Annotated in this window: 7 protein-coding genes; 2 read left to right on the top strand and 5 right to left on the bottom strand. The window is 31.4% G+C overall.

Going from position 1 to position 24,564, the window contains the following annotated elements:
- Positions 1-93: 93 nt before the first annotated feature.
- Positions 94-6,285, bottom strand: coding sequence for a latrotoxin-related protein (locus AACL09_RS00465; protein WP_339047985.1), 6,192 nt, complete (start codon positions 6,283-6,285; stop codon positions 94-96).
- Between the two features lie 235 nt (positions 6,286-6,520).
- Between AACL09_RS00465 and AACL09_RS00460 the strand changes: the two genes are divergently transcribed.
- Positions 6,521-7,480: an Rpn family recombination-promoting nuclease/putative transposase gene (locus AACL09_RS00460; protein ID WP_339047983.1), complete on the top strand. Its 960-nt coding sequence runs from the start codon at positions 6,521-6,523 to the stop codon at positions 7,478-7,480.
- A 159-nt stretch (positions 7,481-7,639) separates the two neighbouring features.
- Here the strand turns inward: AACL09_RS00460 and AACL09_RS00455 are convergent, their stop codons facing one another.
- Genes AACL09_RS00455 through AACL09_RS00440 form a run of 4 tightly spaced genes read right to left on the bottom strand, consistent with a single transcriptional unit; the run spans position 7,640 to position 21,174 of the window.
- Positions 7,640-14,767 (bottom strand): ankyrin repeat domain-containing protein, encoded by a 7,128-nt coding sequence (locus tag AACL09_RS00455; RefSeq protein WP_339047981.1) that lies wholly within the window; start codon positions 14,765-14,767, stop codon positions 7,640-7,642.
- A gap of 19 nt (positions 14,768-14,786) precedes the next feature.
- Positions 14,787-18,659 carry a hypothetical protein gene (locus AACL09_RS00450; protein ID WP_339047979.1) on the bottom strand — a complete coding sequence of 1,291 codons (3,873 nt, stop codon included), beginning with the start codon at positions 18,657-18,659 and terminating at the stop codon, positions 14,787-14,789.
- Positions 18,608-19,849: a hypothetical protein gene (locus AACL09_RS00445; protein WP_339047977.1), complete on the bottom strand. Its 1,242-nt coding sequence runs from the start codon at positions 19,847-19,849 to the stop codon at positions 18,608-18,610. The genes AACL09_RS00450 and AACL09_RS00445 overlap by 52 nt, the downstream gene beginning before the upstream one ends.
- 29 nt (positions 19,850-19,878) lie before the next feature.
- Positions 19,879-21,174 (bottom strand): hypothetical protein, encoded by a 1,296-nt coding sequence (locus AACL09_RS00440; protein WP_339047975.1) that lies wholly within the window; start codon positions 21,172-21,174, stop codon positions 19,879-19,881.
- Positions 21,175-21,989: 815 nt separating this feature from the next.
- On the opposite strand from AACL09_RS00440, the gene AACL09_RS00435 reads away from it, so the two are divergent.
- On the top strand, positions 21,990-24,506 hold the full coding sequence (locus AACL09_RS00435) for an ankyrin repeat domain-containing protein (protein WP_339047973.1): 2,517 nt from the start codon (positions 21,990-21,992) through the stop codon (positions 24,504-24,506).
- Positions 24,507-24,564: the final 58 nt, after the last annotated feature.

Raw genomic sequence — 24,564 nt, 5'->3', positions numbered from 1 at the left:
GCTTTATAGGTGTATGTTACTTAAGCAGGTCTGAGATTAATTTTCATAAATCAGTTGGCTCTACCTTTAGTAACCATACACTTTCTTTTTTTATTACATTAAACCCCTAGCTTGAGTTAAACAACCTTGAGTAGCAATATTGTCTAGATAGCTTTCAGGTTTCTTGTTTTCTAAATTAGAATTTCTTCGCTGTTTTTGTACACTATTACCTTTACCTTCTAGTACATTATTTTTACTATTATACAGAATTTGCTGTATTGATTGATCTAAAGATAGATTATTAAATTCAAACATAAATTTATTAAATTTCTTTGGACTTAATCTACCAGGATTTCCAGCTTCTCTACTAGGACAAGCTTTCTCTGCGTATGACTTTAAGATTTGAGAAATTTCATCAAATCTACCTCTTGCAATTTTATTGTTAATCTCTTTTTCCATCTTCTCTATTTCTACAAAATCAATATTTAATCGACGTTCCGATATACCACTTTTTAATGCAGCTTTTTTTATTGCCTCTTTAAATACTCGCCCAATATTCAATGTACTACTCAATGTTTGCGATTGAGATAAACCTTGATCCATTGAAGAAGTATATATTTTTCTTTTACCTCTCTTAGCTAGTAATACATCTGCTAATAATACTGTGCCATTTATATCAGCTTGTGCTAAGTATTTATCTCCCATTCCTAATACAGTCATTTGAGGTTTATGGTTAAATGTTTGCTGCTTTTCATAATTAGTACTATAACCTATTTCATTTACTCTGTTTTTACCATTAATATAGGAATTACTAGTAAAAAACCCTCCTATTGAATCCTTCATCCATGCAATACAACTATTTATCCACGAAGATGGTCTTGCGCCACTGCTTGTTGCTATTTCTAGTTGATCTATGTAGTAACGGTTATTTTGGTAATTATTGTTGTGTTCTTGCACTTTATGATACACACCATCTTCGCGTCTACTGTGATCCGTATGTCTTCTGTGTCTAATAGGATGATTACTACTTGCAGCTTCTGAAGGTTCAGAACTTTCTTGTAACTTAACGATAGAACTAATGTAGTCATTTATATTTAATTTATCACTAATACTATCCGCATTGTTTATTTTATCCATTTCATCACTCAACAATATTTCTTTGTCAGTAAATTTTATAGATAATGTTTCCATTTTAGGTTCCCTATAAAAATCTTTAAGACATATAGTACACAATTTATTTGTCTCCACATCAGCATTAAAAGCGTTGGTAATCATCAAGTCATATTCAGAATGAAGAAAAGTGAGTTGTCCTGCTTCTTTAGATATAATTAACTCATCTTTTTCTTCTACATCCTCAGATGTTACTACAATAATTTCTTCGTCAAATGTTAAAGGTAAAGGACTTAAATCTAAATTATCATCTATTTTCATAGGTGCATTATTGAGAATAATTTGTAACCCTTTATACCAACTGTTTACAAGTGCATCTTTTAGTCTAACTGTTACTACATCTTGCTGTAAACCAGTAGCCGATATAGATAGCTTAATCAATAAATCATTTTTATCTTTGGTAATCTTTGATATTGGTTCTATACTCAAGTCACTATTTACTTGTTGTACCAACTGACGTAAATCTAATGTATCTTTCAAGCTTTCTTTTTTATTGAAATCATCATAAATTATTACTTCTGGGATAGGAAGATTTTCAATATCAAGTGTTTCATGACCTGAAGTAATAATATGTATATTTTCACCACCGCTACCAATTAAATGACTTTTCTGTAAGAAATTATTATTAATTACATCATGATTTCCATGTCCTATAACAACAGTTTCATTATTTGCACTTATAAAAAGAGACATTTTTAAATGATCTGCTACAGTTGGATAGCTTTTCACAATCTCATCAATAGCTTTATTAGTACTATGCATTGCATATGAATTATTTTTTCCTACATTTATCTCAGTATTATCACTCAGTATATAAGAAGCATTAGCTGGAATATCTGAAATGGTTATATCAAATTTTTCATTAATAGACTTACCTTTTAATAAAGGTGAAAGGAAACTAAAAGTAACATTTCTTATTGTATGAGTCATATTTCCATAACCAGCATGCCAATGATTGATATCTTTAATATTTGTAATATCAACACTTGCTAAGTCAAAAAGGGTATAGTTAAATAAAAAATTATGCTTTCTTTGTCTTGTAAAAGTATAATCAGGTTCAATATTAATGTTAGCTTTTCCCTTATCAGGAAGAATAATGTAATCAAAATTTCCGTTACTTGATTGGTCTAAGTTATTTATTTCAGTACTAGGTCTTACTATTATTTTCTTTTCACTAGGTCTATAACAATATGGTATGGTTATATTATCAGGACTATTATTACTTATGCCACCTTGACCATCTACATATCTTACATCGCATCCACAATCTACTATATCCTGTTTTCCTTTCCTACCATAAATTATATTCATATTTTTTATTCTAATGTTATTAGAAGATGAAGATATTGAACTATCATTTTTGTGTGAGTCAGGTTTAATGTTTAGATTCTCGTTCAAAGAAAACTCTGCTAAGCTTAGTGTATTATTTCCACCACCTCCATTTAACCTTCCTGTAACCTCATTGCCTACTAGAATGAATAAGTCATCTTTATCACCTCCAGTAAATTCTTTATTTCCATCATCTATTAAGAAAATATTAGGACTATCTTTAAACCCAATTACTACATCTCTGCCTTTTTCCAACGCAATTAAAGTATAATTTCCTGTCCTATTTGCTGGGTATTGTAAGCCTATTGCATTATGACAAAGATAAGTATTTTCACCTTGACTTTCAGGACGTATTGGATCAGTTGGAAGACAAAACAATTTTCCTTCATTTGGATTATCCGGCTTTGTTCTATCATAAATTACATTATCTACTTTTTTATCAAAAGATGCCGTACTATTTAAATCCACTTGAATTTTAACCTTACATTTTTCATATTTTGATGTAGTATACATACCTGTACCGGTACCAACACAGCTCCGTTTTATATTACTTTTTATTTCAGATTCTATTGGAGACAAATAACCACGCAGACAGGTTTCACTTTCGATAGTAAAAGTGTCACAAGAATCTATCACTGACCTCCCAGTGGGAAAAACATATCTTTGGATATCATTATGTTGCTTTAAATACTCAAGTCCTTGTTTCACTAATTGGTTATTAGCTTGTTTTTTTCCCATCAATTCTTCTACATACTGTTCAGGTTTCATACCTATAAATGCACGTAATCCTTCAATAAATTTTTCTCCTCCAGTTAAGTGAACTACCTTATCAATTTTATCAACCCTTTTTACTGCCATATAAACATCAGTACCAATAAATACTACAGCTCCAATAGTAGTACCAATAGGGCCAGTAACACTTGATACTCCTTCTAAGACTTCAAAAGCCTCAGCAACTTCTATACCAATCTCCGCAGCATCAATTCCCAAATAAACACTATCTCCTATAACCGGTATTAGAGCATCTTTATCACCGCTTTCTAGCTCTTTAATTTGATTTGCTAAATCATAAACAACAAAAGCTGAAGTACTACGAGCAAGAAAAGGTGAGGCTGCCTTTAAAGATCTACCAAGAAGTACCTTACCATCTGTAATGAGACCAACTCCTTTAGTACTAACAGCTTTTGCAATTTTAGTAAGTCCTCGACCTCCAGCAATAAATCCTAAATTAATTGCTACTCCTTTATAATCATCATTTAAAAAATCAGCTAAAGCATTTTTAGCCATCATGCCATACATTAGAGCACCGGAAACTTTCCCTACCTTGTTTAAGTGGCTTATAGCCTCTCGACTACGAACTATCTTATTGACTAAATCTTGGAATTTGCCTGTAACTTCAACTTGACTTGCTAAATCAATTAACTGAACACGTCTACTTTCATCTTCCACATCCTTTATATAATAAACAAATATTTCGCTATTGATTTTAATTTTATTAACGCTTCTTTTCTCACTCTCTTCTTCATTAAATTTGTCTATATCTTTCCATAAAGCTAAACAGCGGTTAGTATCTCTTTTCCCTCTATGACCTAAACAACTACCTAGATTTAACCCATTTTTTGGTTCGCTTAAGGACCTGCCTGAAGTAGCAGCTATATGATGTAAGGAAGTAGATTCTTCAATATTTTTAACCATGGAGGATATTTTACCTACTACTTGCTGATTATTTTCCTCAGCCAATATTAATTTAGAGCACTGATCCACTACATTTTGATCATAACCATTTAATGAAAGATTATTTTGTAACTTTCTTGATAGCGCTGAAATTTGAGTGCTATTCGATTTATCTCTAAACTCGGTAAGTTGCTCTAAACTACAGAAATTTTCAGTAAAGCTAATTTGATCTTGCAGTGAAGAAAAACCTAAACATTGATACGTTGAATTCTTATTTTCACTTTCAAAACTATCAATTGATACTAAACATTTAAAGTCATTTTCTATTTTAGGAGTATATTTATCTTTATTTTTGTAATTCTCTGAAGCTTTTTCAATTAGGTCTTGTATTTTTCTTACCTCAGATAAATTAAACCTATCTAATTTACTAATTATTATTGATTCTAAGTCTAAATCAAATTCCAATGTAGAAATTCTATAAGATTTAACATTATTCCAGCTTTTTATGTTGACTGTATGATTGGACCTCTTATCGCAAAATATCAGATCTACACCATTACTAGAAATTTCAACCCGATCCGGAGTAATATTCTTTAATATTATTACCCCTATACGTTCCTCATCTTGTCCTACAAAAGTAGAGATATCTCTTTCTAATTTTTGATTATGCTTAATAGTACCAGTAGAGTTACTAAAATCTACAACGTATTCTTTTACAATCCTTTCATAATCAGTTCTAAGTTTATCCTTGTAGTCCATTACATCATCAACATTCTCTAATAAGCCGGAAGATGGAAAGAGATCGTTGTTATTCCATAGAGAATAAGAAATATTTTCCCATTTACTTCGATCAGTATAAAACCCTTCCATTCTAATAATAAAAGGTATTTCACTTTCTCTTCTTTCCCTTATTAATAAAAGATCATCTTTATCTTTATATTTCTCAATATCTTCAAGGTGGGAATCAATTACTATATGATCATCTTGAAAATCTTTAGATAACAAAAACATATTCTGAGTTTGTGTAGCTTGTAAAAAAGGAACTAATTTACCCTTCTCTGAAGAAGATGGAGAACATGACATCGACTGTATATTAGGGATAAAGGCTTCTCCTTTGTCATTCATAACTATAAGATGCCTATAATTATGATCTTGAAGGTAGTTTTTTACTTGAATACTAGTGTTATTATAATTTAAATGTAAGTCACATTGCTGGATTGAAAAATCTTTTTCGACTACCGGAATAAGTAGCATATCTAATTTTCCATCATCTGAATTATTATCAATCCTAACTTCTCTATTACCTATACCATCACCAATAACATATACATCATTCCCTTTTCCACCTCTAGCAAACATGGTGCCCTGATCGAAGTTTATTATATCATCTCCTGAAGAACCAAAAATCACGTGTAAAACTGTACTATTACGTTGGTCTTGCACTTCATCTCTAATAATACCAAAGACTGTGTAGTCCTTATTATTGTTTAGAATTTTCTTATAATGATTTTCAACATCATTATCATTAAAATTGTCTAGAGAATATTCTGAATGTAATTCAAATGATTTAATTTCTATAATTGGTGAGTCTGATTTCTCAATCTTAGGAACAATATTACTACCATTTTTGTCTATTAGTGCAAAGTGAGGCTTATTACTGCTCTTCTCAACATAATTTTTTATATCAAGAGTAAATTGATTATTTTGACCAAAATTTACCTTCAAAGATAAAGTGTTACTGTTCACAGAGTAAGTTATTTGATCACAATCACTTAATAAATCGATTTCCGGAAAAACTACAGTTCCTGTCCCATCTACATCAATTTCTGAATATAACCCCCTACCTTTGTAGTCTGCAGTTTTCACGTAAAAAGTATAATGGCTTTTTCTACCCTTGACTGTAGTATACGGAGAAATAATTACTTTTTTGCAATTTTCAACTATATCTTTCTTATTGTTGTTAGAGCCACCACCACTATCTATGATAACGTCACGACCATCGATTCCTGTAAAATGCTCAGAATAACCCATGCACAAGATCTCATCTACTTTGCTCTGCCTTCCAATATAATGGTAATTAAAGAGGTTGTTACTAACATAATCATCAATCAACAAACGATTATTTATTTTCACCTTTAATTGTCCATTGGCACTAGGTTTGAAACGATAGTTAATATTCACTTCGATAACTGTATCTTTTAATTGGCTTAAATCAAGTATATTAGTGGAGTTATTTCCACCAATAATCTTGCCTGAAAAGCTAGGGTTATTTACAAGAACAAACCTATTTACTATAAAGACTAAAAATCCTATTTTATTTTTACTTCAAATAGTGTATCATTATTAATATTTCATCTATATCCTGAGTATGGCTCTTTCTAAGTTTTTAGATCCAAAATGCGACCTAACCTTTAAACGAATTTTCGGTACCGAGAAGAATAAAAATATTCTTATTCATTTTCTTAATGATATTTTAGAGTTTCATGAAGAAAGTGCAATACAAGAAGTTGAATTCCTTAGCACTATTATGAATCCTGAGATTGCCTCTGATAAACAAAGCATTGTTGACGTTCTCTGTAAGGATTCTCATGGTAATAGGTATATTGCGGAGATGCAGGTTGCAAGAGATAAAGGCTTTGAAAAACGTGCTCAACTCTATGCTGCTAAGGCTTACTCACGACAATTAGATAAATCTGGTAAATACATCGATCTTAAGAAAGTTTTCTTTATTGCTATTTCCAATTGTACATTATTTCCCGAAGAAGTTGATTATATTTCTACTCATAATATTCGTGATATTAAAACCAATGGCCATTATTTAAAGGATTTACAATTTATTTTTATAGAGTTACCTAAATTTGCAAAGGATAAAGTGGAGCAGCTAACAAGCACAGTAGAAAGGTGGTGCTTCTTTTTCAAATATGCAGAAGAAACAACAGATGAAGATCTAAGGAAAATTGCAAAACAGGAACCAATAATAAAGCTAGCGTATGATGAATTGGATAAGTCAGGTTGGACAGAAAAAGATCTAGTAGCATATGAAGAAAGAATTTTAGATTTTCAGAAGGAGGCTGCTATTTTGGCACAACGCCTTGATGACGCTACTGAAAAGGGCATCCAAATCGGTACTCAGCAAGGGAAAATTGAAGGGAAAATTGAAGGGAAAATTGAAGGGAAAATTGAAGGGAAAATTGAAGGGAAAATTGAAGGGAAAATTGAAGGGAAAATTGAAGTAGCAAAAACAATGCTGACTAATAATGTTGATGTCAATACTATTGTCAAGTTTACTGGCTTATCTTTAGATGAGATCAAAAAATTACAAGAATGATAGTTGCTTTATAGGTATATGTTACCTAAGTAGGTCTGAGATTAATTTTCATAAATCAGTTGGCTCTACCTTTAGTAATCATACATCTTTTTTTATTAAATTAAACCCATAACCTAATTTAATAACTTTGATAAGCTATTTTATCATTAACAACATAGATTATAAATGCATAACTTGAGTTATATTTTTTATAACAGAAACATCATTTAATTCAGTTGCAGGTATATTTACACTTAAGTTCAAATCATCATTGATCAATTCAGATGGTCTAATACTACTATTATATAAAACACTAGATAAGTTAGCATAATCAGTTGAATGGCTATTCCTTGATGCATTTTGTGCTTTTGGCGTAGTATATGACTCCTTATACCTACTTTCTTTACCTAAATCATAATAATCAATAATTTTTTGAACTATCAGGTATAAAGGATCATCTTCTGAAATTGAAACTATTTCAGAACTACCATATTTATTCGCAAATTCTTTGATTATATTTGATTCTTGCCTTTTACCTTCATTTAATTTTATTTCACTTAAATTTTCTAATGAACTCAGTAAAATATCGTATATTTGATTTTTTGTTAAATATGTGTAGACAACCGCTTCCCCCAAAGCTGAAGTATATATATCATCCTCTGAGATTGAGATATGCATTGACATATTACCTTGACTCATTGCTTGACTTATCATTTTACATATTTCTGTTTTTTTAAGCACTTTATAAGCCAATTCGCGAATTTCATGATGTATATCTTCTTTATCTTTTGATTTTATCTTATTATACCATCCTAATAGATAAGTTAATAATATGATGTTACCATCTTGGTTGCATAAACTTCTTATATACTCACTTTGCTTTTGCATATTATATCGTTTCACGTTATTAATTTGCTTTTTCATGGACTCTAATAACTTGTTAGTACATAAGTTATTTAAATAATTATTATCTACATCACATTTATCCTTTATAAGCTTAGCAACATTCGTTCGGCACGTATATATATCACTGTCTTTATATGATTCAAAACTGGCTTTTATTTCCTTACAAAGATCTTCTACTCTTTTTAAATTTTCTTTATTTAATTCCCCCAATACTTCATCATAAAATCCTACCATATTTTGAGATACTTCATCTCTTCCAAATATCATACTTTTAATTTTTTCAAAAGCACTGCTCTCTGCTATCTTAGGATTGAATTTAATAGGCATCTGCCTTTTATGTGCTTGTTTTAGAGTTACATTGATATCTTGATCATCAATAAACCATCTACTTACAGGACTGACTATGTTTGACGTCAACAAATTACCTTTTGCTTTTATCCAACCAAACAAATTGTTTATCCATGAAGATGCTCTTGTGCCACTACTGACCGCTATCTTAGGTTGATTACTTGAATCTATAGCAAGAGGATTACGTGATAAGTGATTGTGATGACGATTATAATCTCCATGGTGGTGACGGCGCCTGCGCTGTACATGATTTCCCCCTTCTTGATTAGATTTTCCTAAATGTTCTATAGTCTGATCACAATCTTGACTAGAAGTAATATCTAATTGTTTTTGCCAAGAGGCAAGATCTAACGGAGTTTTACCATTCTTGTCTCTAGCATTAACATTAGCTCCCTTTTTTACAAAAGATTGTACTACATTTGAATGACATTTTCTAGCAGCAAGATGCAGAGCAGTACGGTTGATATTATTCTCAACATCAATTTTAGCATCTTTCTCTATAAGAGATTCTACTACATCTAAGCACCCTCTGAATGCAGCCCTGTGTAGAGGTGTCCATTTACTATTATCCTGAGCATTAACGTCAGCACCTTGATTGACAAGATCTCCAACTTCATTAGGTTTACAGTCTTGTGCTACAGTTAATAATTTTTTATTTAAATCTGATAACTTAATATTAGTTATATCTAAAATGCTATCCGCGTTGTTTATTTTATCCATTTCATTACTTAACAATATTTCTTTGTCAGTAAATTTTATAGATAATGTTTCCATTTTAGATTCTTTATAAAAATCTTTAAGATATATAGTACATAATTTATTTGTTTCTATGTCAGCATTAAAAGCATTGGTAATTATTAAATCATACCCAGAATGAAGAAAAGTGTATTGTCCTGCTTTTTTAGATATAATTAGTTTATCTTTTTCTTCTACATCTTTAGGTGTTACTATAACAATCTCTTCATTAAATGTTAAAGGTAAAGGCTTTAAATCTAAATCATCATCTATTTTCACAGGTACATTATTGAGAATAATTTGTAACTCTTTATACCAATTATTTGCAAATGCATCTTTTAACCTAACTGTTGCTACATCCTGCTGTAAGCCAGTAGCTGATATAGATAGCTTAATCAATATATCATTTTCATCTTTAATAACATTTGATATTGGTTCTATGCTCAAGTCACTATTTACTTGTTGTACCAATTGACGTAAATCTAATGTATCCTTTAAACTCTCTTTTTTATTAAAATCATCATAAACTATTACTTCAGGAATAGGAAGATTTTCAATATCAAGTATTTCATCACCTGAGGTAATGACATATATATTTTCACCTCCACTACCAATTAAATGACTTCTTTGTAAAAAATTATTACTAATTACATCATGATTTCCATGACCTATAACAACAGTTTCATTATTCGTGTTTACAAAAAGAGACATTCTTAAATGATCTGCTACAGCTGGATAACTCTTTACAATTTCATCAATAGTTTTATTAGTATTATGTATTGCATATAAATTGTTTTTTCCTATTTTTATCTCAGTGTTATCACTCAATACATAAGAAGCATTAGCTGGAATATCTGAAATAGTCACATTAAACTTTTCATTAATAGATTTATTTTGTGATAAAGGTGAAGAGAAACTAAATACAGCTTCTCTTATCGTATAATTATAATAGGAAACCAGACTAATATTTCGAATATCGATATTTATAAGATCAGAGAGAGTATAATTAAAAAAAAAGTTGTGTCTATCAGTTGGTGTACCACTTAACAAACTTTGTAGACTGATATTGACTAGAGCTTTCCCTTTATCAGACAAAGTAGTATAGTTAAAATTTCCTACACTAGCATGATTTACAATATTAGTACTAGGCCTTATTATCAGCTGCATTTCGTGGAAATGAGGATTTCTAGGTATAGTTATAACATCAGGATTATCATTACTCTCACCACCCCTACCATCTACATATTTTGTATTATAATCACAGGTTATCGTATCACTCTTATCTTTTCTAGTAGAGATTCTGTTTATGTTCTCGATCCCAAAAGAACTGCTATTATAACTGACATATCCACTTCTACCTAATTTGACTTGTATCGATCTTACTTCTGAAGCAAACTCTTCTAAATCTACTGTGTCAACACCATTACCTCCATTGATATCTCCCTCAATAAAATTCCCCTGTAGAATAAACATATCATCTTTATTTCCACCATAATATTTCTTAAATCCATCATTAACTACAAAGATATTTGAGCTATCTATAAATCCTTTTGCATAATCATCACCTTCTCCTAAGTTAATCAGAGTATGATTTCCTGTTTTGTTAGTAGACAAGTCTGCAATACCAATTGCACTCTTACACAAATAAGATCCATAACTTGGAGCAAGACTGTAATTACTCTGTGGCAAACAAAATAACTGACCTCCTTTTGGATCATCTGGTTTTGCTCTGCTCCATTTTATATCAGCTCTTTTTTTATCCAACACAACTGTATTATCTAAGTCAATTTCAAACTTGGTAGTACATTCTTCAGTGTAACGTGTAACTGTACGTGTCTTGAAGCATCCACCATTCAGTCCACCACTATCACACACACTTGTTTTATATGGCACAGTACGGCAAGAATCCACAACTGACTTACCAGTAGGGAAGACATATCTTTGAATATCGTTATGTTGTTGTAAATACTCAAGTCCTTGTTTCACCAACTGGTTATAAAGCTGCTTTTCTTCCATTAATTCTTCTATATATTGTTCAGGTTGCATACCAACAAATGCACGTAACCCTTCAATAAATTTTTCACTTCCTTTGAGATGAATAATCTGGTCAATTTTATCAACTCTTTTTACTGCCATATAAATATCAGTACCAACAAATACTACAGCTCCAATTGTTGCTCCTATAGGTCCAGTAACACTTGATACTCCTTCTAATACCTCAAAAGCTTCAGCAACCTCTATACCAATTTCTGCAGCATCAACACCAAGATAGATACTATCTCCTATTACACCAGCTAGAGCTTCTTCCGTACCATTTTTAAATGCTTTTACCTGATTTACTAAATCATAGACAACGAATGCAGAAGTCCCACGAGCAAGAAAAGGAGATGCTGCTTTTAAAGATCTACTAAGTAATAACTTTCCTTCTGAAGCTAACTTTAATCCTTTAATAGATGCAACTTCAGCAACCTTGGAGAATCCTTGACTACCGGCAATAAAGCCTAAGTTAATAGCTACACCCTGATAATCACCATTTAAAAAACTAGCTAGAGCACTTTTAGCCATCATACCATGCATTAGAATGCCAGAAACTCTCCTTACCTTGTTTAAATGACTTATAGCCTCTTGACTAGGAACTATCTTATTAGCTAAACCTTGAAACTTACCTGTAACTTCAACTTGATCAGCTAAATCAATTTCAATGCGTCTACTTTCATCTTCTCCTGTGCTAAGATAATTAATAAACTTTACACGACTTATTGGTATTCTTTCAGTTTTTTTTGGTTGACCCTTTCCTGCTTGAACACGTCCACCTTCACCTTCTGTACCTTTTGTATTTATATGGTAAACAGACATTTCGATATCGTTTCCTACTTGTCTTGGAACTCTTACTATATCTGAATGAAACCCAGCATTTGCATTAAATGCATTACTGTACTGAATAGCTGTGTGTAAAGAGGTTTCACCATTATTATCTCTAGCCTTAATATCTGCACTCTGATTAATAACATCTCTTTTTTTCATAGTAAACCCACAATCTTCAATCTTCCATATACCTTGCTTATCATTACCACATGAACCAGAAGGATTATTCTTTTTTGATGGAACCCAAGTAAATACATGCCGTCTATCATTATCATATTTTAAACGGTCAGCAACAGCATATAAATATTCGTTATAATTAACATTCATGATGCAAATGTTATCACCATAAGGCTCAAATTTCCACATACCTTGCTTATCATTACCACATGAACCAGAAGGATTATTCTTTTTTGATGGAACCCAAGTAAATACATGCCGTCTATCATTATCATATTTTAAACGGTCAGCAACAGCATATAAATATTCGTTATAATTAACATTCATGATGCAAATGTTATCACCATAAGGCTCAAATTTCCACATACCTTGCTTATCATTACCACATGAACCGGGAAGATTATTCTTTTTCGATGGAACCCAAGTAAATACGCTCCGTCTATCATTATCATATTTTAAACGATCAGCAACAGCATATAAATATTCGTTATAAGCAACATTTTTAATACACACTTTTGACGAAAATACTGTATTTTTTACTGACTCTGGTAATCTATTTTTTAGACTTTCAAGATCGGATCTCTTTTCTGAATCAATAATTTCCTTCACATAGTAAGCCAGCTTAAACACCGCATTATCATTAAGATTATTTTTGCTTTCCATTTTGTCAAACACAGCTACATAACCATAAACTTTCTGCTCAATCTGATCATGGTAATGTATAAAGCTTAATATTTTTTCTGTATCAACCTTCCCATATACATCATTTATAACTTCTTTTATTACATCACTGAACAGCTTATTCTCAAAAATGTAAGTTTCTTTAGCAAGCTCAATAGTCGCAGTATAACGATCATTCAGCATACCATCTTTCAATCTTTCTACTACAATGTCTTTTATTGAATTTCTTAAATCACTAATGCGAGACTCTGCCCATTCTTTTACATCAGCTTGAATATTTGCTTGACTAATAATTTCCTCTTTTAAACTTCTAGTTAGTTTCATCATCTTAGATGGATCATTACTTCTAGCCTCAATCCTATTATAAATAAGCTTAGTCATATTTAAATTACCATTGCAAGCAGCTATGTTTAGAAGTGCTCTATCATTGTTACCTTTAATCTCAACGTTAGCGCCATTATCAAGAAGAAATTCTACTCCAGGCAAATCATTCATCTCAGCAACTAAGTACAATAGCTTAGATATTTCGGATTTTGAAGTTATCATTGAATAATTACACTTATCTATTGTATTTTTATCATAACCACTCAATAGAAGATCATTGTGTAATTTAATTAATAATGATAGGACTTGAATATTGCTTGGTATTTTACCCATAAACTCTTCAATCTGCTCTGCACTACAAACACTTTTAGCAAAATTAATTTGATCCTGCAGCGAGGAAAAACCTAAGCATTGATATGTTGGTTCCTTGCTTTCACTTTCAAAACCATCAATTGATATTAAACATTTAAAATCATTTTCTACTTCAAGTGTATATTTACTTCTATTTTGGTAATTTTCTGAAGCTTTATTAATTAAATTCTGTATTTCTCTTACTTCAGATGAACTAAACCTATCTAATCTACGAATTATTATCGGTTCTAAACCTGAATCAAATTCCAATGTAGAAATTCTATAAGATTCATCGTTGTTCCAACCTTTTATGTTGATTGTATGATTGGATCTCTTATCGCGAAATATCATATCTTCACCACTGCTAAAAACTTCAACCTGACCAGGAGTAGTATTCTTTAATATCATTACTCCTATGCGTTCCTCGTCTTGTTCTACAGAAGTATAGATATTTTTTTCTAGCTTTTGATTATGTTGAATACTACTAGTAGAGTTACTAAAATCTTCAATATATTCTTTTACAATTCTTTCGTAATCACCTCTAAGTTTGTCCTTATATTCCACTATATTGTCGACATTCTCTAATAAGCCAAGAGATGGGGAAAAATCATTATTATTCCATAAAGAATAAGAAATATTATTCCACTTACTTCGATCATTATAAAAATCTTCTATTCTAATAATAAAAGGAATTTTACTTTCTCTTATCAATAAGAGATCATCTCTATCTTTATATTTCTGAATATCTTCAAGGTTAGAATCAATCACCACATGATCATCTTGAAAATCTTTAGGTAATAAAAACATATTTTGAGTTTGAGTTGCATGAAAAAAAGGAACTAATTTACCATTTTCCGTAGAAGAACTAATACACGACATTGATGGCATATAAGGAATAAAAGTTTCTCCTTTGTTATTCATAACTATAAGGTGTCTATAGCTATTTTTGGAGATAATTTTCTATCTGGATGTTAGTACCATTATAATTTAAACGTAGATTACATTTTTGCATCCAAAACTCTTTTGGTGCTTCTTGTATAAATATTGTATCTAATTCTTTATCGTTCGAATTGTTATCAATTATAATTTCTCTTTTTCCTACTTTACCGTCGACGATATACATATCACTTCCATCCCCACCTTTAGCAATCATGGTACCTTGATCAAAGTTTATTATATCATCTCCTGAAGAACCAAAAACCACGTGTAAAACTGTACTATTACGCTGGTCTTGCACTTCATCTCTAATAACACCAAAGACTTTATAGTCCTTATTATTGTTTAGAATTTTCTTATAATGATTTTCAACATCATTAAAATTGTCTAGAGAATATTCTGAATGTAATTCAAATGATTTAATTTCTATAGTTGATGAGCCTGATCTTTCAATCTTAGGAATAATATTACTACCATTTTTATCTATTAGTACAAAATGAGGCTTATTACTGCTCTTCTCAACATAATTTTTTATATCAAGAGTAAATTGATTATTTTGACCAAAATTTACCTTTAAAGATAAAGTGTTACTGTTTACAGAGTAAGTTATTTGATCACAATCACCTAATAAATCGATTTCCGGAAAAACTACAGTTCCTGTCCCATCTACATCAATTTCTGAATATAACCCCCTACCTTTGTAGTCTGCAGTTTTCACGTAAAAAGTATAATGGCTTTTTCTACCCTTGACTATAGTATACGGCGAAATAATTACTTTTTTGCAATTTTCAACTATATCTTTCTCATTGTTGTTAGAGCCACCACCACTATCTATAATAACGTCACGATCATCGGTTCCTGTAAAATGTTCAGAGTAGCCCATGCATAAAACCTCATCTACTTTGTTTTTCCTTCCAACATAATAATAATTAAAGATGCCATTATTATCAATGCTGTCATTGATTAGCAAACGATTATTTACTATTGCCTTTAATGGTCCAGAGGCATTAGGCTTAAAACGATAGTTAAATTTTACTCCTACAACTGTATCTTTCAGTTGGCTTAAATCAAGTATATTAGTAGAGTTGTTTCCACCAATAATTTCACCTGAGAAGTCAATGTTATCTATAAGAACAAACCTATTTACTACATTATTGCCACCAGTTATTCTTTCTGTACCTGAGTAAATTAAAAAATTATTATTCCACACATTACTTCCAGCAACGACACCGCTGTTTACATTTTGTAGATCGTAAACGATTGTTTTGTCTTTTTGCTTCATACTTACTCTACTATTATGGCTAATAACCATTGCATTTTCACAGTAGTATACAGCAGACTTAACTGAGCTTTTAATACCTTTTTCATAATCTTGATTAGTAATCTGTGGTAAACAAATCATGCTAGCACCTTCAGTATTATCAGGTATAACACGCGAAAGATTGCTTGTATTGGCATTTTTCCTATTCATCATAATCGTTGCATAATCTGGACGAAGAGTATTACTGCTCACTTTCCCAAGACCAACACCATAAGCAACAACACTATTAGGAGCATTATTTAAAGCCTTCCATACTCCTTTAGCTAGACTATTAACTGTATTTTTTCTATCTGCAAGGTGTTGCACATCAGATGCCATAGGTTGAAAAAGAAGTGTACGCCAAAAAATACTCCAATTCTCTCCATGGGTTGTATCATACTTTTTCTCATACTCTATGATATTGCTGACACCACTATAGATTCCATAACCTACCATGAGCCCAAATCCAACTGCAATACCAACCACCGGCATACTAGCTGCTGTAAGAGCAACACCAGAAATAAACGATACAGTAGAAAAAGATATGGATGCTATATTATCCCTTATCTCTTTTTCTTCGCATGGATTATCACTATTCTCTCTTTTTTTACAATCAACAAGATTACTTGCTGACATACCTATATCAACAATATCAAAGACACCAACTATAACTCCTGCTGTACCTCTTGCTATAGTTCTTCCAAACTTTGCACCTGCAATTCGAATAGCAAATTTTGTCTGCTTACCCAAAGTACCTGATAAAATCTTCCCTGCAACCTTTTCAGCTGATGCTACAACCTTTGGAGTAATTTTAACCATTACATTCTCAATTGGTTGAGATGCAAAAGACCATGCTATTCCACCTAAATTTAATCCACAGTCTGTTGCTGTTCCATCTTTACAAGATACAACAGCCCCATGAATTCCTCTTATTAATTGTATTCCACCTGCAGCATTCATTAACCTGCCTTTTAATTTCGAATTTTTTGTTGAACTACTAACTTGCTGCGAGACATCACCATGTAAATCCTTAATACGTTCATTCTGAACATAATGTTCATATCCTCGATCTTCAATTACCTTATCAAGTAAGTACTTACGATCACCTTCAATACTTTTGTCTCCAATGAACTCTATTAGTTGAGCATTTTTCTTTTCATCTTGACTATTTTTGACATAAGTTAGGAACTTTTCGCTATCAATTATAATCTTATCTATATTATTTTCATCTACCTTCCCCTTACTAAACTTTTCTACATCACTCTTTGAAAATAAACAAGGATTAATACTTCTTCTACTTCTGCCACCTCTTCCTACACAAATATTTGGGTCGAATTTTTTTCTAGGCTGCTGCTGATCAATTTGCATAATAGAACTGTGAACCACTTTAACAGGAGTAAATTCATCTTTACTTACTAAAATAAGAGAATTTGCATTATTTGCTCCTTTATCAAATACAATACCCATAAAAGCTACTTTGTTGCCATCTGTGAGCGTTTTATAAGTAACACCTTTTGTATACTCTTTAATTATTTGATCATTTGCTTCTGTTATTAATGCATCAGTTGTCTTACCTTTCCTTGGTCCCTTGAGCTCTAATCCTACTGGTATATACTCTTTAGCACTGTTAGCTTGGTTTGCAAACTTAATACCATGAACTAGCATATCAATGCGTTTTCCCCTACCTGTTTGAAACTCTGTTAATATTAACGCTCTATCTTCTTGTCGTGGTTCTCCTAGCTTGATATCACTATAATGGTCAAATGCTCCATGCAATACTGCCTGAGTATGTGCCTCTTTTTCTATTAAACCTCTAAAAGGTAACATTGCCTCGCCTACTTTGCCAAATAACTTCTTGTACTTACCTATTGATGAAGATTGATCTTGTAAAGAAGCAAGCTGAGATACTAGTACTTCATCAAATGTTTTCTTAAAATCCTTAGGGTAAGGAACATTCTTAAAATCACCTTTAAACTTATCAGATCTTTTACTATTATACTCTCCTAGAGAAATAGGCTCATTAACTTCAACACTAAAATATTTTTTAAAATCTGATTTTTGTTCTTTTATATTAAAATTAAGATTTAATTCTACTATCTTTCTATTTCCTATTTTTTGTTCAAGTTTATTAAGAGAAATGCCTTTTTTTAATATTTCAGCTCTTCCATTTGATTCAACAATATTTATTACATAAGCTGATTTTTTATCACTTTCTGGAATAAATACCATTGTTACAACTGCATGACTTTCATCAAACCTAGATGACTCAGCTGACTTTTCATCTGCCTTCTTGGCTGCTTGGCGTTGAGGAACACCTCTACCTTTACTTTCTAAACGAACTTCAGTAGGTACGTTTTCTTCATAAACAAAAATATGTTTTTCAAAACTCGTCTTTAAATCCTTAACTTCATTTAACAATAGTGATTGTCCTAACAAAAACCTACTAAAATAATGATTATCTCCCTTCTCTCCCGTGCCAGGAAATGTATGATATATACGTTCTATATTATTTTGAATTTGCTTTTTTAACTCTCCTTCATCAATTTTACCACTGTTTCGTTCATCAATAGATCCCAATATATCATTAAAAGAGGTATAATTTTTTGATCACGTGACTTAGCAACGATATCTGAAATGGGAGATGGATGATCAAGGTTTACACCAACACATAAAATATCATCTGCAGTAGTTAAAACTCTCATCACGTTTGGTTGAAAACCTTTAGTATAATCTTCTGCCTGTTTTAAAGCAGCAGCTGGTGTAGTTTTACTATTCTCTTTTATTTTACCTCCTTTCTTTAATTTTTCTAACTCTTCGGCAGTAGCAGCCTTCAGCTCTATGATAATAGGAATAGCATCTAATACTCGTTTTTCACCACGTGGCACTAAAACAATATCAGCATAACCTCTTTCTGCAAACTGCTCTAGATAAACCCTAAGATTATGTCTATAGCGGAAATTCACAAGAGCTCCTGCTATAAACCCATGATGTGCTGCTTCTCGTGCTCCTTCAGTATAGATGAGTGAACCTTTATATTTTGAATGAACTTCACTAATTTTCTTAAGAATGTTTTCGATAGATCCTCTAACTTTGTCTGTGTTAGAGTCAGTCAGCTTCACTATATCATTTTCCGGATTATCCCATAACCCTTTTTCTATCTCACAAAACTTGTGACTGGTAGCAGAATCATCTATTTTCTTACTTTTTATTCCTACAATAATACCTTCTTTGCCTATATTATCTTTAGAAATCTGTATCAACTTAGATTCAATTCTATTTTTGAGTCTATCTTTCATATTTTTGGCTTCGACTGGACCCACAAAGTTTTTTAATATGTCTTCCAACTCACCAGAAGTAAATTTGCAACTTTGATGATCAGAACCATGTTCAGAAATAGAAAATAATTTTATGTTCTTAATAGCATCTATATCACGTTTAATTTCGCCACTCTTAATGACAACCACTTTTAACGTATCCGGAGTATCAAATCTAAAATAAATCTTTTCAACACCCAATTTTCCTGCAGCTTGTGTATCTAGAAAGGTAGATAAGCTTCCTAAAAAGAAGTGAGGAAAGAACCCTGATTTTCCTGCAGAGTGTAAATACGATGGAATCTGATCTATATATGACTGAAACCTTGCCTTGAAAGATTCAAAATCATTCCCTTGTTGAGTTGAAGTACTTGGACTAGCTCCTACGTTTAAACCTGCTTCTCGAATTAATAGTTCTATTAACTCAAAATCTTGTGGTTTTTCTTGATTTAGCATAAAACCTCCCTATTGATGTATAATTTTTTCTATTTACCCAATCCTAAATTGGACTGGCCATGTATTTTTTTAACTTCTACTTTACCTAGGTCACCACTTGGGCAAGGCATGTTATCTTGATTAACATCTTTACTAACAGATTTGCCATAGGCTAAAAATCTATTTAATAAATTATGATCTCCTTGCTCTAATACAGAACGTATATGATCCGCTTGCTTATAGGTTATAAATTCCTTTATTTGATCAGAATCTAGTTTGTCTAGCACCGCCCACACAGGCTCCATACAACCCTTCTCTACCCAACGTACCAATAGAATTTTGTGAAAAAAGGCAGATTTATCCATCACTTCTTTATTTATTACAAAAGCACGATGGCTGTCAAATCCCTCTCTTGTCCATATGTGTAGGAAAAACTTTTCAGCTGCATTTGTATAATATTTTTGATAATTTTGTATTTCTATATATTTTAACCAAATATGGTAATCATCTTCTGAAATATTACCTGGTTTTAAACAACTAAATAATTTTTGAAACTCATCAAAGTTAAGCATATCCTTCATCTTATTTAAAGACCCATAATGACGATTTTTTTCCAAATCTCTTTTCAAAAGCTCTGGATATCTATTAGGATTTATTTGGTTAAAGAAAAATTCAAATATATCAGGATAAATACGGAAATTACCTCCTGCTGCATATACTGCATTTTTCATTAAGATTTCATCTTTCTTTTGTGCACTTAACTCATCTTCAGGCAATGATTTTATTTTACTCCAAAAGAACTCAACTGCTTGAACTTGTCTGCAATCTATAGCACAGTCAAGCCCATACTCATATATATGACGACCTTTCAAATTTAGTCTAGAAGTATAGCCACCAACAAAATGTGACCAAAACTCCCCTAAAGCACCTTCTCCGAAACACCCAATTAAATGCTCATACTCTAACAAGCTACTTTTACCTTGAGCTAATAATTCTTCCTTTCTTTCCTCAAACAAAGCTCTCACATCCTCTTCTAAGCAACACTCACATGCAATTTTATACCTTTTCGCATCAGTAAATGGATTATCTGAGTCTGGTGGCAAAATAAGTTTCTTACCTACCATTTGTCTATTGAGCTTCACCCCATGTAAATTATTAACTTTCTCCCAACATTCTTCATCAGACAATACTTGTGCAATAAAATTATGTTGTTTTTTGCCACCTCTTTGATGCAAATGCCAATTTACATAACACCAACGTTCAATTTGAAGAAGTTTAGATGCTCTATAAGGATCATCTTCTCTAATACAAGAAAATAAAACCTCTGGAATATCTCCACGGTCCATAATTACCTCCTTTAAAATGAATATTAAGAATATAATTTTGTTTATGTTAGCATAAATTTGAAAAGGCTATACTAATCTTAGTATAGTGAAGTACTTTTATAACAACATGTCAACCAATTTAGATGGAAAAAATTGTCTAATTTAGCTTTAGAAAGAGAAAGCAATAAAATATTATAAATGGAAAATTTTGAATTAAGGATCTAGTTAATTTTTCAATTCTTCTTTTAGTTAATTATTATCTATCAAGATTAAATTTCGACTGAAGTTAGTGCTAGCTGAAAATATTATATTTACTGAACTTCATCTGTTACCTATTCTTCTTCTCATTCTCAAAAGGATGGATACTTTTATTACTTTATACTATTACTAGAATATACTACTATAGGCTATTTTACAGAATTGAAGGAAGAAACAGAGAAAAAGTTTAGAGAGGCTGGAATGCTCCACCATAACAACCTATACGAACTTTTCTCTATTCAATTTTAGCATAATCTAAAACCTGCCACGGCAGCCTATTTTACTTGATATACATGTATACTTTGGTATTCAATTATACTTCAAATAATCCTATGTTTTGTTTTCCATAATGTAGCATTTCTTACCTTTTTTCTCTAAAATATGGGTACTTCTATATGGTTTTGAGAGAATGAAGTAAGAGTAAATAAATAAAATGCTGTTAATGCTAAAGAGGACAATATTTTTTATAAATTTGTTTAGCTATATGTTGCTAAGAGTACAAAATGATTTATCTTGTCAAATAATATTAAATTAATTATATTAATAAAGATTTGAGCAGTTACAATAGGGGGAAGTAGATGCAAGGTTCTGGTAAAAAAATATTACAGGCTATAGCGCTAAACTCACAGCAACCAGTAGAACAACAATCTAGTAGGAAAATAGTACGAAAACAGCAAGAAAGTAATACATCAAAAAGTAGGAGAAATAAGGAAAATATTGAAAATCATTCTCCTAACCACAATCATAAAACTGTTAGTACTAAATCAAAAAAGAAGGTAAATAGCCCTTCCTATAAGGAAAAATATAACCAACAAGCTCTTCATAGTAATGTAACACATAATAGTGTTGTAAATCTAAACACTACTCCTTCTGCAGAGATTACAGATTATACTCATGTACCAAATCTTGAAAGAGTAGAAGCTGTAAGCAAAGCAGTGGAAGGTGGCTTAAATGAAAGAACTCATATAGTTAAAGTTTCTCTCTGTAATGATTTTGATATTAACACAAAAGATGAGTTTGGTTTTACGCAGTTGCATCATGCTGTTGATGAAGGTGATTTGCGTGCAGTGAAACTTCTCATTAGCAAAGGTGCTAATATCTATGTTAAAGATAAATGTGGTCAAACACCTTTTCAGTTAGCAAAAGAGTTAATGGTTAAAAATAGTAACCGTAATCGTAGAGAAATAGCAACTTTGCTTACTAGTGTACGTGATAAAAATAAAAAGCAAATTAATCATCTTACTAAAAAGGTAAATGAACTGAGTTTAACGAATTATAATAATCAAAAACTCGCATCAGTAGCTCAAGATATCAAAGAAGGTTTTTCAACTGAGGGTGATACTTGCTTAAGTGAGTCAAAAATTTTTAAGGGGGGATCTATGGGAAATAATGTAATTCAAGACGGTGATCTAAATAATAAAAGTTTAGAATTTGAAGCTGATAATAGTGAGCTTATATCTGATGAGAAGCTACAAGCAACCATTACACGCTTTGATGAAGCTTTGCCACAATTAACAAAACTTCAAGAGCTTTATAGAAAATATAGTAAATCATTAACAAAAACACCTACTGAAAAAAGATTAATTGATAATTATAGAGAATTTATAACAAATCATCCAGACATTAACTTAGGAAGAAGCAATATAGCTAATTTAAAAACCATTTGTGCTCATGGTACTAATGCATGGACAGTATTCTCAGCATTTGCATTCACTAACTTGCAGTTATTACCCAAATTTGCAATGAAAGTAAGGGGAATACCTATAGGTGCGGGTGAATTAATATCTGAAAAAGAAAAAGCAAAATTCTATAGACATACTTCTTATCCAAATACTATAAGCCAAAACTTTGTATCAACTGTTTGGTTAGGGTCTAAAGACTCAGCATTAGCAGAGATATTTGATTATGCGGATAAATCAACAAAATTATATAAACATGATTATGATAAGTTCAAAGAAAAGCTGTTAAAAAAATGTAAGGATCAAAATATAGTACAAGAATTGAAAGAAGTTTTAGAATCCGATTCAATGAATCTGATATATGAAGATTTATCCAGTATTCCAGTAGTGATTATTGGAAATGGAATTGGAGGGGTGGGAGTAGGTTCAAGTATTAGTGGAGAAACTGGATATGAAAGAGTGGATATTAGAATAATAGCAATTTCAAAAGTATTGCAAGTATTCATTCAAAAGTTAATTGAAAAAATTAATCCTAAAAAATCTAAAGATGTAGCTTTGCTTACCATAGAAGAGTTAGATGATTTTGAAAGGAATAGACCAAAAAAAGGAAAACCCACGTGTTATATGCAAGGACTAGGAAGTAGATCAATTCCTATAGGTGTACATGAAAATACTTTTACACACGATTTTTTAAATACATTTGGTGATAAGTTACCTTTTAATACCTCTGATAAATTTGATCGAATACCTATCGAAAGAACAATTTTAAGAAAAGAAACGATTCAAGGTAAGCTTAGTAGTTACAGCGCTAGTGAAGTGGGTTATTACAAAGCTAGTCCTAACATTAGTGTAACATATGATGAAGAAGATAGTAGTTATCTAAACGCTGAAGTAGCTAGCAATTTGCATCCCATCAACGAGCAAAAATGCGATGAAATAGAAGATATACAACAACCTAAGATACAATCTCTAACAATAGAGAATTTTAATTCTGCAGAAGATTTAAGCTTCAAACCAACATCATACATAGAACCATTAATATTTGATGTAAGCAGCTCTACTATCGATGATGATTCCCAAGTTATGGATAGCAAAATAGTGAACAGTAATCAGCCACAGGTAGCCAGTTCAATGAAGAAAGCTGTATATGCCACTATGATAATTTCTCCATTTATAGCAGTAGGGATTTACACTGCAGTAGCTTTATCAGCTGGTATAGTAAAGTTTAATCCTATCGTTGCTGCTGGTATTTTTGTTGGTGTAATAGCACTTTCAGCTATATGTTTCGCTACAGCAAAAGCTTGTGGAAAAGTTAGCGAAGAAAAAAGTGAGAATTCAGGTGTAAGATCATATATTGCTTCTAATAATGGAATTTTTTCTGAATGCTTTAAAAGCAGTGGGGCAACAGTTTCTTGATTTAATATATGTAAATTAATTAGCAGTACAGTTTAAGTTATTAAACTTAATAATATCT

It is taken from the genome of Candidatus Mesenet endosymbiont of Phosphuga atrata (assembly GCF_964020175.1).
Lineage (GTDB): Bacteria > Pseudomonadota > Alphaproteobacteria > Rickettsiales > Anaplasmataceae > Mesenet.
The sequence above is the reverse complement of the archived record's forward strand: the minus strand, read 5'-3'. Positions and strand labels throughout refer to the sequence as shown.